This is a genomic window from Rhodanobacter sp. ANJX3, assembly GCF_014200755.1.
GTDB lineage: Bacteria > Pseudomonadota > Gammaproteobacteria > Xanthomonadales > Rhodanobacteraceae > Rhodanobacter.
Window position 1 is genome coordinate 1,024,075 of the sequence record NZ_JACHCM010000001.1, and the last position, 17,525, is coordinate 1,041,599.

General features: G+C 61.6%; 9 protein-coding genes and 1 tRNA gene. 5 read left to right on the top strand and 5 right to left on the bottom strand.

Going from position 1 to position 17,525, the window contains the following annotated elements; translation table 11 throughout:
• The first annotated feature begins 66 nt into the window (after window positions 1-66).
• Window positions 67-786 carry a site-specific integrase gene (locus tag HDE76_RS04520; protein ID WP_184505638.1) on the top strand — a complete coding sequence of 240 codons (720 nt, stop codon included), beginning with the start codon at window positions 67-69 and terminating at the stop codon, window positions 784-786.
• Window positions 787-1,202: 416 nt separating this feature from the next.
• Here HDE76_RS04520 and HDE76_RS04525 read toward each other — a convergent pair whose 3' ends face one another.
• From HDE76_RS04525 to HDE76_RS04535, 3 genes are all read right to left on the bottom strand, one after another.
• Window positions 1,203-1,925: a hypothetical protein gene (locus HDE76_RS04525; RefSeq protein WP_179477066.1), complete on the bottom strand. Its 723-nt coding sequence runs from the start codon at window positions 1,923-1,925 to the stop codon at window positions 1,203-1,205.
• 17 nt (window positions 1,926-1,942) lie between these two features.
• The gene (locus tag HDE76_RS04530; protein ID WP_184505640.1) at window positions 1,943-6,517 is read right to left on the bottom strand and encodes an RHS repeat-associated core domain-containing protein; all 4,575 of its coding nucleotides are present in this window, start codon (window positions 6,515-6,517) and stop codon (window positions 1,943-1,945) included.
• A gap of 583 nt (window positions 6,518-7,100) precedes the next feature.
• On the bottom strand, window positions 7,101-9,038 hold the full coding sequence (locus tag HDE76_RS04535) for a formylglycine-generating enzyme family protein (RefSeq protein WP_179477068.1): 1,938 nt from the start codon (window positions 9,036-9,038) through the stop codon (window positions 7,101-7,103).
• A gap of 100 nt (window positions 9,039-9,138) precedes the next feature.
• On the opposite strand from HDE76_RS04535, the gene rnd reads away from it, so the two are divergent.
• The 3 genes from rnd (at window position 9,139) to HDE76_RS04550 (ending at window position 12,679) form a co-directional block, all read left to right on the top strand.
• Complete coding sequence (gene rnd / locus HDE76_RS04540) at window positions 9,139-10,254, top strand: ribonuclease D (protein ID WP_179477069.1); 1,116 nt, start codon at window positions 9,139-9,141, stop codon at window positions 10,252-10,254.
• A 107-nt stretch (window positions 10,255-10,361) separates the two neighbouring features.
• Window positions 10,362-10,437, top strand: a tRNA-Ala gene (locus HDE76_RS04545).
• A 316-nt stretch (window positions 10,438-10,753) separates the two neighbouring features.
• Window positions 10,754-12,679: a S9 family peptidase gene (locus tag HDE76_RS04550; protein WP_184505642.1), complete on the top strand. Its 1,926-nt coding sequence runs from the start codon at window positions 10,754-10,756 to the stop codon at window positions 12,677-12,679.
• Window positions 12,680-13,288: 609 nt separating this feature from the next.
• Here the strand turns inward: HDE76_RS04550 and HDE76_RS20720 are convergent.
• Entirely contained in the window at window positions 13,289-13,591 is a 303-nt protein-coding gene (locus HDE76_RS20720) for a hypothetical protein (protein WP_255457576.1), read from the bottom strand.
• Between HDE76_RS20720 and HDE76_RS04555 the strand changes: the two genes are divergently transcribed.
• Entirely contained in the window at window positions 13,590-15,206 is a 1,617-nt protein-coding gene (locus tag HDE76_RS04555; protein WP_255457577.1) for a diguanylate cyclase, read from the top strand. The genes HDE76_RS20720 and HDE76_RS04555 overlap by 2 nt on opposite strands.
• Before the next feature lie 21 nt (window positions 15,207-15,227).
• On the opposite strand, the gene HDE76_RS04560 is transcribed toward HDE76_RS04555, so the two are convergent.
• Window positions 15,228-17,498 (bottom strand): thiamine pyrophosphate-dependent enzyme, encoded by a 2,271-nt coding sequence (locus HDE76_RS04560; RefSeq protein ID WP_179477072.1) that lies wholly within the window; start codon window positions 17,496-17,498, stop codon window positions 15,228-15,230.
• Between the last annotated feature and the right edge of the window lie 27 nt (window positions 17,499-17,525).

Here is a 17,525-nt window from a genome sequence, read left to right on the forward strand (position 1 = left end):
CCGCTGGAGCTTCGGGACGTTTTGAAAAGGGCGAAAGACGACGGCAAACACGAGACAGCCAGCCGGGTGAAGATCACCGCAGGCCAAGTGTTTCGATGGGCCGTGCTGGAGGGAAAGACGCACACCGACATCACCGGGAGTCTGCGCGGCCTGTTCACGACACCGACCCCCACGCACCGCGCTGCTCTGACAGAGCCGGCGCAGATTGGCGAACTGCTCCGCTCCTTCGATACGTTCACAGGCCAGCTCTCCACCTGCTGCGCGCTCAAGCTAGCCCCGTTGGTCTTTGTGCGGCCCGGAGAGCTACGCAAGACGGAATGGCGGGAGTTTGATTTGGATAGCGCTATCTGGCGCATCCCCGGTGAACGAATGAAGATGAAGGCCCCGCACATCGTGCCTCTATCCACGCAGGCAGTGGCCGTGTTGCGTGAGCTGTTCCCGCTGACCAGCAGAGGTCTTTATGTGTTCCCCAGCGTTCGCACTGCTAGCCGCCCCATGAGTGAGAACACCATTAATGCGGCCCGGCGCCGTCTTGGCTATGGCAAGGATGAAATGACCGGCCACGGCTTCCGCAGCATGCCCGCGTCGCGATTGAATGAGATGGGCTGGAACGCTGATGCCATCGAGCAACAACTGGCGCATGCAGAGTCCAACAAGGTGCGAGCCGCGCACACCCATGCCGCACAATTTCTGGAAGAACGCACCCGCATGATGCAGGCGTGGGCGGACTATTTAGATGGTATACGCGCCCGCAGCAACGTGGTCACACTGTGGCGCAGCGCGTGAGTTCTAAATCCTGGAATCCCAGGATTTAGTACCGGCTTCCCGGTATTTAATTCTCGGGATTCCGAGAATTAGCAGCGTCGCGACCTCGCCACGCTGCTTGCTGCCCGTCTGCCCTGATCTGTTGTTTTCGCCGCCCGGTCGGCTGTCTCCGATGCACCACTCTCCTAACTCAGCACCGCTAGAGCTACCACCGGCCTCTTTCGGTGCGCCGTTCATGCATTATCGAGGATGGAGAACACCATCAAAGACTGCATCTTCCGTTTGAGCCTTTTCGGATTCTTCGGGAAAAGATACACCGTTTTTAAGGCATACCATTTTATCGAGAGATAGGCCGCCTTCCTTGCGAGCGTTGATAGCGTTGCCCTCGGACAAAGCTCAATTTCCTCAGAAAGAAATTTTGCGAAAACCCCTTCTACTCATGATCTGATTGGCACGTAGTCAATTGTGTAAAGGTATTTATTAGGGCATATCCCGTAAAGAACAACTCCCCCAAAAATTTTCGCTACGTAATCGAGTGCTTGATCCCAAGTCAGATTGACCATTGAAGCGGGGAGATGAGGCGCGCCTTCGACAGGTTGCTTTACCGCTGACATGTAGAGAGGAATGCCGTCTGGCTGAATCCCCAGTACTCGCCTAGCGTCTCTTACTTCTTTGCTGCTCTGAATACGCGTTAGTGCCTGTTTTTCGGTGTACTGCTGATCTTGGTCGAAGGTAACTACAGAAATTCTTGTATCAAGAACATTGGCAACTTTGGCAGGCAATTGCCCTATCACAATGCGGACAATCCCGTCCGTTCCTTTCGAAACTTTGACATTCGCGTCATTCCGAAAAACGTCTCGGATCGCCGCAAGTCCCGTGTCGTTCCCAAGCGGCGATTGCACGCGAACACGCGGAAAAGAAACCGTGTAGTAGTCGCCTTCCTTTTCACATGATCCAAGATAGTAGATGCGGGCCGCGCTATTCGTGGATTTGAGGATGGGTTTGAGATATTTAAAAACTGCTTCCTCATTGGCAAATCTAGTATTCTCATTTATTTTTTTTTCCGTCTCTGACATCCCCTGAGCTAATGGCGCCGCTTTCAAGCTCTGCAGTCCCAAGCTCCCCACCGTAAAAACAATCAGTAGAACAATCCGCCTCATATCTGTTTCCATCCCGTTCAAGGCTTGACTATGGTCGTGATGGTAGTCGCCTGCCCATTGGCGAACGTTGCCGTGGTACGCGCTACAGTGCTCAAATTATAGATATTCCCATTAGCATCTTGTATGGAAAATGTTTGATTCGTAGTGATCGTTCCATTCAGTGGAGGATTGTCTGGTGGTTCATGGGTATCAACAATCGTGCCGCTAGTCATATTCTCCCAACCTTGCTCATCGCTATATTTGGCATGCCGATCCATATGCTCCTGCCACTTATAGCCAGGGTTTCTTATGGGCGAATGACATTGATCCATTAGCTGATAAACAACGATATTCGTGCCTGGGTTTTTGAAGCCTGAAATATCATCCCAGCTATTTATAATAGTCATAGAAGAAGGTACGGGCGGGCCTACTCTGGTAAAGTCTGATCCCCATTGATCTATAGGGGTAAATGGCCCTATCGGCGGCGGCGCACCGGGAGGCGATAGCCCTGTGGGATCGATATAAATCATCGGATTGTTCAGTCCGTAGACATACAGGCCGATACCACCATTGAAGCCGACAGGATCAGGCTGAGGGAAGCGCCCCATAGTCGGGTCGTAGTAACGATGGCCGTTGTACATCAGTCCGGTTTCCGCATCGAAGTACTGCCCCGGAAAGCGTAGATTGAGCGTGTAGCCGTTGGTGGAGGTCGGCGCCTGTTCGCCGAACGGATTGTTGAGCCAGGCCCACGACCAGAGCGTGGTGCCGGTACTGTCGCTCACCGCACGCGGCGTGCCCAACGCGTCGGCGGTGACGTAGTTGACCATGCTGGTACTGCCGACCGTGTCGATGATCGCGACCGGGATACCGCCCATCCAGACGTAATCGCGGTTCGTGGTGCCGTATTCGCCGATCAGGTTGCCCTGCTCGTCGTATGCGAATCGTTGGCTGACCGCCGTCGGCAGCGTGGCCACCTTGCTGATGCGCTGGCCCAGTGCGTTGTAGCCGTAGGTACCGACCGTGTTGCCGTTGGCCTGCACAACGGTCAGGCGGTTGCGGCCGTTGTAGCCATAGCCCCACGTCTGGCCGGCACTGCTGTTGCCGGTCATGTTGCCGTTGGCATCTCTGGTGCGTGCACCGTTGCCGATACCGCTGAGCTGATGCGTGCCCGTGGTGTAGCTGTAACTGCCAGTCGCCAGGCCATTGCCGGTCTTGCTCAGGCGGTCGCCGGTCGGGTTGTAGGTGTAGGACTGGAGCGCGTTGCCGTTGGCGTCGTCCACCTCGACGAGCCGGGACAGCGGATCGTAGCGGTAGGTTTCACTGGCCAGACTGGCGCCGGGCGTGTTGCCTTCGGCGGTGATGCGCCCCAGCGCATCGCGCGCGAAGTGCAGGTTCAGCGCCGGGCTGGTGATATCGGTCAGCGCATAGGTCGCGTCGTAGGTGCGGATGACCATCTGACCGTTGCCCAGGGTGTAGCCGCTGATCGGGCCGAACGGCAGGTAGGTGATGCCGCTGACCGCCGCGCTGGCGCTGCCTCCCACCGGGGTCACCTGCACGCCGCTGAGCTGGCCCAGGGCGTTGTAGCTGTCGCTGATCACCGTGCCGTCGGGGGCGGTCAACTGGCTCAGCCGGTCGCCGGCCGTGTAGGCGTAGCTGGTGGTGTCGGCGGTACTGCCCGTGATCTGCCGCTTCTGCAGCACGTTGCCGCGCGGGTCATAGCAATAGACCGTGGTGACAGCGTTCTCGACGATCCGAGTCAGACGACCGATCGGGGCCGAACTGGTGCAACCGGTGACGCTATTGGCGTCGTCGTAGGCGTAGGTGATGTTGAGTGTGGCATTGGCAAAGGTGGTGCTGATCGGGCGGTTCAGCGCGTCATAACTGGTCGTGCTGACCACGCCCTTGGCATCGGTGTGAACCAGCCGGTTGCCAGCGGCATCATAGGTATCCGTGCTGGTGCCCGTGTCCGGACTTTGCAGCGACGTGTTGTTGCTCAACCCGTCGTAACCGTAGATGGTGTTCAGGCTGTTGGGATCAGTCACCTGCGTCAGCCGATCCAGACTGTCATAGGTCTTGCTGGTCGTGGTGTTCGGCGCAAGGGTATCGGTGCCGTTGTAGTCATCGACGGTACTGGTAAGACGATTGAGTGCGTCATAACCGAGCTTGCGCTGGGTGTTCAATGCATCAACGGACTGCAGCAGATTCCCATTGGCGTCGTAATTGCCGTTGGCACTGGCGTTGAAGACCGTGTGGTTCAACCCGTCGATAATTTCGGTGAGCTGGCCGAGGGCGTTGAACTGGCGCATCAATGTATGGCTAGCCGTGCTGCTGCCGGCCGTGTAGGTGTTTTCCGCTGTACGGTTACCCGAAGCATCCAGGGTGTACTGGACGTAGTTGCCTTGAGCATCGGTGATCGTCGTGAGCCGATGTGCCGTGTCGTAGCCGTAGGTCACCGTGACGTTGTCGGGATCGGTGATGGTCTGCACGGCACCATAGGCCGTGTAGGTGATCGTGGTGGTTGACCCGCCCACACTGCGGGTTTTCAACCAGCCACGCGGATAGTAGGTGAAGGTTGTAACGACACCATTGGCATCCTGCTGACTCAGCACGCGACCGGCACCGTCATAGCTCAAGTACGTGGTGGTGTGGCCCAGCGCATCGGTGACGGACTGGAGGTCGCCGTGCTTCGATGTGTTGCTGTCGGTGAGGTAATAGGTGTAGGTGGTGGTCTGGGTCAGATCGGTGCGCGGGCCGGTGGCGGTGAGCAGCAAGCCGGCAAGGGGGCACTGGGTGGTATCCACGGCAGTGCAGTAGGCATAGGTGGTGCGGCGTACGCCCGCCGGGACGGTACCGGTAGTGGCGCAGGTGTAGGACGCGGCGGCAGAGACGGTCGGGTCGATGTCGCAACGAGCCAGGGTCTGGCCGGCAGTGTTGTAGACCCAGGCGGTTGAGGCGATGGTGGTGCCGGACGCGTTGAGCACGGTCTGAGTCAACGGCACGCGTAACGCGGTGTTCCAGGTGGTGGTGGTCGTGCGCTGGTTGGATGTGCCCTGAGCCTCGATCTGCTGGGTCAGTAAACCAGCGCTGTTGTATGTGGTCGCCGTGACGTTGTTGTTGAAGTCGGTACGTGAGGACGGATAACCGTTGGCGTCGTAGGTTTGCGTTTGCCACGGCTGACCGCACTGCGTGCCGCAGGCAGCGGAAACGCTCGTCACCTTGAGCGTGCCGAAGCCATCGCTCTGGGGGGTCAAAGTGTAGGAATTGCCCAACGCCAGCGTCAGCGTGGTTGAGCCATTGCTGTTATAGCTGAATGTGGTGGCATTGGCGCCCAATGCAAAGGTGGAGGAAACCGCCTGGCCCGTGCTGCTGTAGCCGGTGCTGGCGTACCGCGCATTGGCTTCGTCGATGACGCCTGTGAGTACGCTGGGCTGGCTGGTTCCGGAGTTCAGCGATGACTCGTTGTAGGCGTATTGAAGCGTTTTGCCATCCGGGTATTGCACGGAGGTCAGGTTGCGCGTGCTCGGATCGTAGCTATAGGTGAGCGTGCCGCCGTCAGGTTGCGTAACGGTGGCAATGGTCCGGTTGGTGTTATAGGTAAAACCTAACTGACGGCCAGTCGGATCGGTGACCGTCAACAGCAAGTTGGCGGCAGGTGCGATAGAGCTGGGTGTGTTCGCCGTGCTGTAGGTGAGTATGACGGCTTGACCGGAGGCGTCGGTAATGGATTGCAGCAAGCCCGCGGTCGAGTACTGTTCGGTCTGTCGCAGTGGCGCGATGAAGACGGCGTAGCCCGTGGGATTGCCTGACGTATCGTCCTGTTCGGTCAGGGTATCGGCCACATCGGCGTCAGCGGTCCACAGGCCGTTGTTCTTCTGAAACTGCTCGCTGCTGCCATCGGGCCGATAGAGTCGAATAGTGGAAGGATTTTCGCTGCCCGCAACAGCCAACTTGATGGACAAGGAACGATCGAACGAGTGGCGCCATTGAGGTCCCAGGGTAGCCAGCAACGTCGTTGGCAAGCTGTTGTAAAAGCGCCGGAACGTCAGCCATGAGGAACCATGAAAGTCGGTGTCTTGCTGGTATTTGTTGCCCGTAGCGGTATTGATGGGATCGGCTTTCATCGTGGTGCCGGGACAAGTGACCACATTGTCTACGGCACTGCCGACACCACCGTTGCAATCCCCCGCGTCACCGGCATTCTTGCCGGTGTCAGTATCGCTGGCCACGCACTGATCCTTATCGGGGTCAAATGTCTCATTGCTTTGGCAGCTTGGATTGCGGAATAAATAGGTTGCTTGCGTATATGATGAACCGTATTCGGTCACACCTGTTCTGCAATCTTCGACGGTAGCATACGGATCATTGGGATCAGTAGTTACAAAAGGCGCCTCATAAGTGACGGTTCCTCCCCCAGTTGCAGAAGCAGCTAGAAAATATTGATACCAAGCTGTGCACGCCGCCCCTGCGCTGGGATAGGTACCAGTCAATCCGAGATATTTGCCATTCGAGATTGTCCAGGAAGGCGGTGCATCTGCCATGGCTGGCGCAACCATGAACGCCATCAAGAAAAACAAACCAATACGGCGCCACATTCCCATACTCATCCCTGACATACGAATCTCTCTGATTGCCCTTGCGGCGGTTGTCGTGCGATGTATCGCCGTATGTGCTTGCGGATATCGCTAGCACCCCTTAGACCATGCCTATATAGCAAGACACGTGGTAGGCATGTAGCTCCCGTACTGTAGGAAAAAGCTGATTCGCACGAAAGTGTGATGCGCTCCCCATTGGCTGCTCTCGCAGCTTGGCGTGGACAGACTATTTCAGCCATCGAATACGGCTGTCACCTGTAAACATTTATAGTTGCACGTCGCGACGCGTACGGACGATGTCGCCCGAATGATCGCCATGGCTCTATTGTTGAGCAGAAGAGGCGTATTAGCTCTCGAACTTACTGCGCAACGAGACGCTGGAAGAATGGAGTGCCGAGACTTTTGACTCCCGAAAACGAGGAAATAAAAGCTATCGAGTTGACGGTTGTTCGCGACGACGACGCTTCTCACAGCGGATCGCCACGAGGTTTCACAGCTCTTTTCCACCGATTAATTCTCAACTCCGAAAATTCCCGAGTTAACAAAGCCACCGCGACCCGCTTCGCCATGCGCGGGGTTTTTCATGGGCGCGGAAAGCTCCGCTTCAGAGCTCGCGCACCACGCGGAACCCGACGCGGCCGCTGCGCGCGCTGCCGTCGGTGCCCTGACGATAGGCCGAGTTGACCTGGTCGGGGGAGCTGCCCCACGAGCCGCCGCGCACCACGTGGGTGCTGCAGCCGGGGTTGAGCCATGCGCTGCCGTCGCCGGGCGAGCGCACGTAGCTTTCGTGCCAGCAGTCCTGCACCCACTCCGAGACGTTGCCATCGATGTCGTAGAGTCCGAACGGATTGGCGGCAAAGCTCATCACCGGCGCCGGGCCCCAGTAGCCGTCGCGATAACCGCGGAACGCGTTGCTCCAGCGGCGGCCGTTGCGCGAACGGTCGCCGGAGCCGGTAAGGTTTTCCACCGGCTTGGTCGGTGTGCCGTCGCCCCACCAGTAACGTGTGCTCGTACCGCCGCGCAGCGAGTATTCGAACTCGGCTTCGTTCGGCAATCGATAGATCTTGCCCGTGCGCTGGGTGAGCCAGTCTGCATAGGCCTTGGCATCGTTCCACGAGATGTTGACTACGGGCAGATCGTCGGCCGCCTTGCTGCCGGCGTAATCGTCCTGCCAGTTCGCATTGGCGTCGTCGCGCAGTGCGCCGCTGCGCTCGTCGTAGACGCTGGCGCCGCCCAGCCGTATCGAGTCCGGCACGTAACCGCTGTTGCGCACGAACTCGCGGAACTGCCCCACCGTAATGGCACTGCGCGCCATCGCGAAACCCTTGCCGAGGGTCACCGGATGCTGCGGCTTTTCATAGCTGGCGTAGCCGTCCTGATTGTCCGGTGCGCCCATCTGAAAGCTGCCGATCGGCACGACTACCATCATCGGCGACCTGCCGGGGATGTCGACATAGCCATCGCTGAAAATCTGGCCGGGCTTGTGGCCGGCGTAAAGTCGGGCGTTGGTGAGCTGGGTTTCCAACTCGGAAAGCCCGGCGAGATTGGGCTCGATCTGCTGCGCTTGGCTGGCCAGCTTGCGTGCCAGTGCAAGATCGCCGCTGTCCAGCGCCGAATGCGCCTGGGCGAGCACACCGGTGGCGCGCTGCTGGCGCATGTCATCAAGGCGCTTGCTGACGTCCTGCATTTGCTGAGAGCCGGGACGAATGGCCTGTGCCTCGGCGAGCGCGGCGTCGGCTCCGGCGAAATTGCTCTGGGCCAAGGCGGCCAGCGCGCGATCGAGCACCGCCCGCTGCACCTGCATGATGCCCTGCTCGGCCACCGCGTTCTGCGGGTCGAGCCGCTGCACCTGGCGATACATGTCCAGTGCGCTGCCGTCGACCGGCTGATCGGCCTTGCCCTGCGCCAGCAGCGAGGCGGCCTTGGCCAGCATCGGCCGCACGCTGGTCAGGGTTTTCAGATTGGCGGACAGCAGGGCGATATCCTCGGCCGCGTTGGGCAAGGTGCGCAGCGCATCGAGCTGGTCTTTCGCCGCGTCGGCGTCGCCGACCGCAATGTCCTGTTCGATGTCCGCGACCAGACGCGCTTTCACATCGAACAGGCCCTGCGCAGCGCGGCGGCTGTCCGGCTTGGCTTTCAGCGCCTGCGCGAACAGCGCGCCCGCGCTGTTCCTGTCGCCTGCCACCTGGCCGGCCTGCAGCGCTTTGGAAGCACGTGCCAAAAGCGCCTGCACGGCCGGCGGATCGGCGCTGAGCTGCTCAGGCAGATCGGCCTTTTTCTTGCTGTGCGCGACAATCACGCTGATGGATGCCAGCGTCAACGGCGGCCCGGCGTTGACCTCGGCCATGGCCGGTGTGCTTGCCTGCGGCACATCCCGGCCCGGCACGGCTTCGCCCATCGACATGGATCGGCGCGGCGCCTGCGTAGGATCGACGTGCAGCAGGCGCGGAAAAAAGTGATACGTGAGCGCAAACCCCAGCACAATGATGCCCGCCGCTCCACCGAGCGCGCGCTGATTGCGCAGAATTGCATTGCTCGGCATGGATGGGCGTCCCGGGAGTGGCCTGTTATCGTGCGCTGCCCACCATAAGTACAAACCGCCGACAGGGCAATGCATGCCCGGCGCTTTCAAAGGAAGTTCGATGTCCCTGCCCGAGTCCGCCAGCGCCGACTGGATCGATAATCGCGATGCGCTGCAGTCGTGGCTGGCCGACGTGCCCGATGACGCCGCGGTCGGGCTCGACACCGAGTTCATGCGCCGCAATACCTTCTATCCGCAGCTGGCGCTGCTGCAGCTGGGCTGGCAAGGTCGCTACGCGCTGATCGATCCGCTGGCCTTCGCGATCGGCGATGCGCTGGTGCCGCTGCTCGGCGCTGGCCCGGCGGTGACCATCATGCATAGCGCCAGCGAAGATCTGGAAACGCTGTCGCCGATGCTGCCGGGCGGCCCGAAGACCCTGTTCGATACGCAGATCGCCGCCGCATTTGTCGGCATGGGCCTGGGCATCAGCTATCGCGCCCTGGTCGCCGAACTCGCCGGGGTGGAACTGGACAAGGGCGAGACGCGTTCGGACTGGATGCAGCGACCGCTGACTGCCTCGCAGATCAGCTACGCCGCGCTGGACGTGGTGTATCTGAAAACCATCCATGAACAGCTCGGTGAACGCCTGCAGCAGCGCGACCGCAGCGCCTGGCACGCGGAGGACTGTGAACGACTCAAGCGTCGCGCCAGCCAGCGCGCCGGCGATCCGCAGCCGCAGCGCGCGATGCGCGGTGCCGCCGACTGGACGATACCGCAGCAGGCCATGCTGCGCCGGCTGCTGCTATGGCGCGACCGCAGCGCACGCACGCTCGACGTACCGCGGCCATGGTTGCTGGACGATACCCTGGCGCTGACCCTGGCACAGCAGCCGCCGGGCAGCCTCGGCGAACTCGATCAGCGCAGCCGCGGCCAGCGTGCGCTGCGCTCGGCCCAGCGCAGCGAGCTGTTCGCACTGCTCGCAACTGCCGTGAGCGCGGAAGAAATCGACGCCACGCTGCGCATACCCGGGCATCCGCAAGGCGAAGCCAAAAAGGCGCTCGGCGCCATGAAGGAAAGCGTAGACGCGCTCGCCACCGAGCTCGATCTGCCCTCCGGCCTGCTGTGCCCGCGCAAGGCGCTGGAGGAATACGTGGTCACCGCCGAATGGCCGGAATTTCTCGACGGCTGGCGTCACGAGTTGCTGCACGATCGTCTGACCGCGCTTTTGCCCGGCTAGATCTTTCTGGCTGGTCGCCGCCGTGAAGCTTTCGACACCAACGTGCAGCTGCATTTGCCGACCCTTGGCGAACCACGACCTGCGCTGCTAACATCTGCTGGTCACGTGGGGCCTTAGCTCAGCTGGGAGAGCGCGTCGTTCGCAATGACGAGGTCGGGGGTTCGATCCCCCCAGGCTCCACCAATTTCTTGCAACACCGCCCTGGAAACCCACCGTTTCCAGGGCTTTTTTATGGCCATGGATGGCCGACACGCCGGAAATGCAGGAGCCCATTCGGTGATGTTCCTCGCGCCCCTCCCTTTGACGAAACGCCGCGGCCGGTTCTTTCGGAAAAGGGGCGAACGTGCCACTGTTTGTGCCGAGAATCGGGCAGCCGACGCGCTGACCGACAGGCCGCGGCAAACCAGCGGCTCCGCCCTCAATAGCGGCAAAGGGGAATATCTTGATGAAATTCGTTGGGCCGGTCGTCCTGGCCGTCAGCTGCACTTTGGCATGTCCGTTGTCTGCCGCTGCAGGCACGCCCGTTTTCCAGCTGAATGACCTGCAAAAGCTCGTGAACCTCAGCGATCCGCAGATCGCTCCCGACGGCAAGCAGATCGCCGTGATCGTTTCCCGACCGGACTGGACGACCGACAAAAACCTGCAGGACATCGATCTGGTCGACGTCGCCAGCGGAGATACACGCGCCATCACCTGGAAGCGCACGGATATCGCCGCGCCGCGCTGGTCGCCCGACAGCGGCCGGCTGGCCTTTATCGCGCATGACGAGGAAACCAAGCAGTCACAGATCTTCGTGCTGTCGATGCGCGGCGGCGACGCAATGCGCATCACCGAAACGAAGTACGGCGTGGAATCCTTCAGCTGGAGCCCGGACGGCAAACAGCTCGCCTTTGTGACCGCCGATGAACCCGCCAACGAAAAAGCGATCAAGGCGCATGACGATGCCTTCCAGGTCACCGACAACAACTTCCTGGCGCGCGCCGCGCTGACGCCCTGGCACCTATGGGTAATACCGAGCGCGGGCGGTTCGGCCAAGCGACTCACGCAGGGCAATTTCAGCCTGCAGACCGATCAGCAGGACTCGGCGCCGGTGCCGGCATGGAGCCGCGACGGTCGGCGCATCGCCTTTACCCGATTCCCCGGACCGTACTGGGGGCCGTCGTTCCGATCGGTGATCGCCAGCGTGGATGCGAATGGTGGTGAGCCGCGCACCGTGGTGTCGGGCGAAGGTGCGGGCGACTTCACCTACGCGCTCGACAGCGACACCGCCGCCTATCTGCGCCCGCGCAACGGCGATCAGAACAACGGCAACGCGGTTTATGTCGACAACGGTGCCGATGGACGCGACGTGACGCAGGCCGCCGCGCGCAACTTTTCCAACTACGCGTGGCTGCCACGAGGCAACGCGCTCTTGCTCGCCGGCGAGGACGGCACGCAGGCGGCGCTATGGGAACAGCCGCTGACCGGCACCGCGAAAAAGCTCGACCTCGGTGACGTGCAGGCCAACCCCGAGCTGAGCGTGTCGAACGCGGGCGCGATCGCCTTCATCGGCAGCACGCCGGCACATCCGGGCGAGCTTTACGCAATGTCCTCCACGCACAGCAAGCCGAAGCGGCTGACCAACCTCAACGCCTTCGCCGACAGTCTCATGCTGGGGCACAGTGAATCCATCGAATGGACCGGGCCGGACGGCTTCAAGGAAGACGGTGTGCTGACCTACCCGACCGGATACCGCAAAGGTCAGAAGTATCCGCTGGTGCTGGTGATCCACGGCGGCCCGGCGTCCGCCAGCACGCTGCATTTTTCGCCGCTGCCGCAGCTGCTGTCGGCTGCCGGCTTTCTGGTGTTCCAGCCCAACTACCGCGGCAGCACCAATCTGGGCGACGCCTATCAGCACGCCATTTTTCGCGACACCGGCAGGGGTCCCGGCAACGACGTGATGGCCGGGCTCGCGGCCGTCGAAAAACTCGGCAGCGTCGATCAAAGCCGGATCGGCGTCAGCGGCTGGTCCTACGGCGGCTACATGACGACTTGGCTCACCGGTCATTACGGCATATGGAAAGCAGCCGTTTCAGGCGCCGCGCTGACCGACTGGGTAATGGACTACACCCTGGCCTACTACCAGCAGGGCGACACCTATGTCTTCGGCGGCTCGCCCTGGCTGGCGAAATATCACGATATCTGGCGCGATCAGTCCCCGATCGCGTATGCCCAGAACGTGACTGCACCCACGCTCATCATGGGCGACGTCGGTGATCCCAATGTGCCCCTGTTGAACAGCTACGAGTGGTATCACGCGCTGCGCGACAACGGCGTATCGGTCGAGTTTTACGCCTACCCGGCGGACACGCATTTTCCCAGCGACATCGTGCGAACGACGGACGTCTACAAGCGCTGGGTGGGGTGGATGACGGCGCATTTGTAGGAGCCTGTGCGGCAAGCGTCATCTTGCGCATTTAGTGACACTGCACGTCGACTTGCGATTTTCCGGGCCCGCCTCTAAGAGCCTGTTCACGACCTCCCCGCGCCGGGAGCGGTTTGCGCGCAGAACGAGGGTACGCGGGGAGGCGCCGTGGATGGCGCCGGCTTTGAGGAGCGAGGAGTGACGTGGGTCCACGACCGAGTGATGGCGCCGGGATGCGGGCAAACAGCCCGGGCCCGCAGGGTTGCCACCGAGCGGCCGCCAGGCGGCAGCGCGCGATTTACACCTTTTCGGTGCTTGGCTTGCCAGCCAGGCAAGCCGGCGCTGGGCCCTATACCCGACCACCGCTCGATGACACGCGAGGTACGGGGAGATGAGGAACAGGCTCTAAGACCCGATGCGCAGCGTAGCGCTGCCCTAGCTGCTGCTTGATCGGCCAATGCGCGTTTGTACTCGGACACTCTGCGCTGGCACAAATCGTGCTGCCATGCGCTGCACAAGCTCATTTGGCTATTATCGGATTGGGTAGCGTCCCTATGCTTACCGGCCCGAACCCAGCGAACTCCGACCTTCACCGAGCCTTGGCGCCCAGCGCCTAGACTGGACGATTGGTCAATGCGCGCGCGTCACCACTAAATACAGTGGCGCATCGGCGGGAGGGATCTGTGCACCGGTGAAAATTGCGGCGGGCGCCGCAAACGGTGCTGATACGCGAATTTCCACCGTCCAAAGCTTTGTTGCTGCTTCGCAGAAATTATTGCAAAGGAAAACGATATAAATGGAGAGGCAGATCACATTAACGGCACCGGCTCGCTTGCGGCGAGCGCTGGCTGTACTGTGGATTTGTCTGACGTTGATCGGATCGGCGCATGCCTTCGCGTCCGCACCGCTGAACGGCGCCTGGCGTCCCGTCATGCTCGGCGACACGCCGCAAAGCGTGATGCAGGAATATCGCGGTGGCCAGTTCAAAAGCTTTGAGCCGTCCATTCTTCAGCGATTTCAGGTGAACGCGCTCGGCAGCTGGGTGGTGATCGCGGCCGAGCCTCCCTGGGACAACAGCGAACGCATGCTGAGCATCTACCCGCCGCCGCTGGGTAAAGTGACGGTGTATGGGCAGGATCAGGTCACGGCGCTGGCGCTGGACGATTTTTCAGCGTCGACCCACGGCCATGGTCGGCTGGCCTGGCGCGTGCCACTGACCCAGGCAGCGTCGGCCCCTATCCTGCTTAAGTTCGAACCGTCCGCGATCGCCAGTGCGCCGGTGCGTTTCGAGATACAACCGTGGAACGATTATCTGCGGCAGGACGCGCAGTGGCTGGTGTTCGCCAGCGCCAGCTTTGCGGTGATGCTGTCGATGGTACTGATGGCGCTGTGCTTCGCGCTGATGCTGCGCGATATCACCTTCGCCTGGTACGCCGGTTTTATCCTCTGCTACACGTTTATCCAGGGCATCCAGACGGGCTTTCTTTTTCACCCGCTGGAGTGGCAGTGGTTGGCCGGCATGGGCATGACAAGCGGCGCAGTGGCGGTTGCGCTATCCGTTGCCTTCGCCTCGCTGTTCATGATGCGTTTCTGCGCGCTGCGCAAGCGCGCGCCGCTGCTGCGCGTGCCGGTGATTGCGCTCGCCGTCGGCATGGGTCTGCTGGTGGTGATGCGCTTGAGCCATCTGACGCTGCTGATGGAAACGGCACAGATTCTGCTCAACCCGATGCTGATGCTCGGCGCAGCGCTGCTGCTGATTTCCGCCCTTGTCGCGGGCTTTCACGGCTCGCGCCAGGCATGGTTTTTTCTGATCGGATGGACGCCGCTGCTGCTGCTTACCGCGATGACCAGTGCCCAGGCCAACGGCGCACTGCCCAGCCTGGACTGGCTCAACGACGCCAGCCTCGCCGGGGGAGCGTTCGAGGCTATCGTGCTGTCGCTCGGCCTGGCCGATCGCGCGCTGCGGCTGCGCCACGATCGCGACAAGGTGCGCGTGCTCGCCGATCACGATGCGCTGACCAATACCTTCAATCGTCGGGCCTGGAGCGAACGCGCCAATGCGATGCTAAATTCAGGCGAACCGCGTCCGATCGCGCTGCTGTTTCTCGATCTGGATAATTTCAAGCTGCTCAACGACTGCCAGGGCCACAACGCCGGCGATCGCGCGCTGGTCGCCGTATCCCGCGCGCTGAGCGCGGAGCTGCGCCCCACCGATATTCTGGGCCGCTACGGCGGCGAAGAATTCGTCGCATTGATCGACGACACCACCGAAGAAAACGCGATGCTGGTCGCCACTCGCCTGTGCCGGCGCGTGCATCGGCTGGAAATTCCGGTCAACGACACGTTCATGCTCAGCGCCAGTATCGGCGTGGCCATGCGGCGCGAAGGCGACGACGTGGAATCGCTCGCCGAACGCGCCGACCAGGCCATGTACAGCGCCAAACTCAGCGGACGAAACCAGGTCTGCTTTTACGGCCACATCAAACCCGCGAAGGCATCGACACACTCGAACCTGCACGTGGTGGAAAAACGCCGCAAAGATATCTGAGTTTTTTCGCAGCGATACTCGCTACCGCGTAGCCAGCAACGTTGCCGCTGCCACTACCTCGTCCTCGCCCGGCAATACCAGCAACGCGGCACCCGCCAGCGGCGTAAACGTATCGGCGCCGACGACGCGATGCATCGGCGTGGCGCCACAGCCGCCTTCGACGATGGCCGCGATCACGCCTTCGCCCACGCCCGCGCTGCGGCGCCCCTCGTCCAGCACGAGAATCCGTTTGGCCGTCCGCGCCTGTTCGGCGATAAACGCGTTGTTGAGCGGCGCCAGCCAGCGCAGATCGACCACGCGAATCTGCCACCCGTGGTTTGCCTCGATCGTCTTCGCCGCGCGCAGCGCCATCGGTACGCCGTTGCCGAAGGTGAAGATCACCAGATCATCGGCCGGCTCGTTGTACACGCGCCCCTCGCCCAGCGTCATGGCCTGATCCAGCGAAGGATAGGCAAACTGCCACTGGCCGTCGCCGGCCTCGTACAAGTCCTTGGTCATGTACAGCGCAATGGGTTCGAGGAAGGCACAAACCCGGCCATCGACCTTGGCCAGCGCCATCATCGTACGCAGCATCATCGCCGCGTCGTCGCCGCGGCTGGAGCAGCCGACCACGAGCCCGGGAATATCGCGCAGCGCGGTGATCGAGTTGTCGTTGTGGAAATGGCCGCCGAAACCTTTCTGGTAACCGAGCGATGCCACGCGCATCACCATCGGATTGCGGTACTGGTCGTTGGAGAAAAACTGCAGCGAGGCCGCCTCGCCGCGAATCTGGTCGCAGGCGTTGTGGAAGTACGCCAGATACTGAATCTCCGGCATCGGCAGCATGCCCATATTGGCGTAGCCCTGCGCCAGGCCCAGGATCATCGTTTCGTCCAGCAGCGTATTGAACACGCGGCTGCCCTTGAACGCCTTGTTGAGCCCCTTGGTGACCGTGTAGACACCGCCCTTCTGCGCCACGTCCTCGCCGAACAGCAGCGCCTGCGGGTATTTGGCCAGCAGGTCGTGCAATGCCTGATTGATCTGGATGGCCAGATGCCGTGGCGGCTGGTTCTCCGGCAGCTTCGCTTCGCTGCCGAAGACCGCAAGGCGCTTGTCGGCGTAGTCGGCACGCGTGGCTTCCGCGGCGACAGCCTCCGGCGTATACGGCGCCAGCGGTTTCATCACGTCCGCCAGCGAGGTCAGACGGGGTCGCGCATCGGCATCGGCGGCGGCGGCAAAGCAGCGCTTGCGGGCGGCTTCGTAGAGATTGAGCAATTCGTCCTTGCTGTATAGCCCGGATTCCAGCGCGATGGCGGCCGACCGCAGCAGCGGATCGGTCGACTCGACGCTGACCAGTTCCTCGATACTGCGCCACTCGATCTCGAAATCGGTACCCGCATGGCCCATCACGCGCGTGGTCTTCAGGTGCAGGAAGGTCGGGCGGCGCGTGTGGCGGCAGTGTTCTACGGCGCGCTGTACCTGCGCATAGCCTTCGGCCAGATCCAGCCCGTCGGCAAAGAAATAGTCGAGGTTGGAACGATGCTGGAAATTGCTGGCGACCCATCCGGTCGGCGTCTTCACCGAGATGCCGATGCCGTTGTCCTCGCACACGAACAGCACCGGCGCGGGGAGCTTCTGGTAGGCCGTCCATGCCGCAGCGTTGAACGCGGTTTGCGCGGTGGCGTGATTGCTCGACGCATCGCCGAACGAGCAGACGGCGATGCTGTCGTCGGGAATCGGCAGCGCGTGGCCGATACGCCGCGCCTGCTCGATCGCCACGGCCGTGCCCAGCGCCTTGGGCAGGTGCGAGGCGATGGTCGAGGTCTGCGGCAGCACCCACAGCGGCTTGCTGCCCCACACTTTGTGCCGACCACCGGAGGCCGGATCGTCCTTGCTGGCGGCAAAGCTCAGCGCCGAATCCATCACCGGATCCATGCCCGGCAGCTTGCGAAAGCGCTCGGCCATGAACCCGCCGGAGCGATAGTGCAGAAACGCCGGGTCGGTATGCCGGGTCAACCGCGCCACCATGGCATTGCCCTCGTGGCCGCTCGATCCGATCGTGTAAAACACCTTGTTCTGCACGCGCAGCACGCGTGCCATCAGATCCAGATGCCGACTGATCAGCTGCGATTCGAGCAGCTCGCGAAAGCCGCGCGCGTCGAGCGCGCTGCCCGCCAGCACCGGCTGATCGGCCTCTGGCGCCCTGCCCGCGTCGCCCTGCCATAGCTGCACGAACTCGATAAAGTTCTGGTCGACGATCTCGGCTCGGTTGAAGCCCTTGTGGCGCGCGGCAATGGCAAACGGAATGGACATGGTCTCGATATCGGAAAAAAGAAGGGG

What these genes read in the sequence shown, in the direction of transcription:
- rnd (WP_179477069.1), top strand. Translation starts at nt 9,139, where the DNA reads ATGTCCCTGCCCGAGTCCGCCAGCGCCGACTGGATCGATAATCGCGAT.
- HDE76_RS04530 (WP_184505640.1), bottom strand. Translation starts at nt 6,517, where the DNA reads ATGTCAGGGATGAGTATGGGAATGTGGCGCCGTATTGGTTTGTTTTTC.
- HDE76_RS04525 (WP_179477066.1), bottom strand. Translation starts at nt 1,925, where the DNA reads ATGAGGCGGATTGTTCTACTGATTGTTTTTACGGTGGGGAGCTTGGGA.
- HDE76_RS04560 (WP_179477072.1), bottom strand. Translation starts at nt 17,498, where the DNA reads ATGTCCATTCCGTTTGCCATTGCCGCGCGCCACAAGGGCTTCAACCGA.
- HDE76_RS04555 (WP_255457577.1), top strand. Translation starts at nt 13,590, where the DNA reads ATGCTCGGCGACACGCCGCAAAGCGTGATGCAGGAATATCGCGGTGGC.
- HDE76_RS04535 (WP_179477068.1), bottom strand. Translation starts at nt 9,038, where the DNA reads ATGCCGAGCAATGCAATTCTGCGCAATCAGCGCGCGCTCGGTGGAGCG.
- HDE76_RS20720 (WP_255457576.1), bottom strand. Translation starts at nt 13,591, where the DNA reads ATGACGGGACGCCAGGCGCCGTTCAGCGGTGCGGACGCGAAGGCATGC.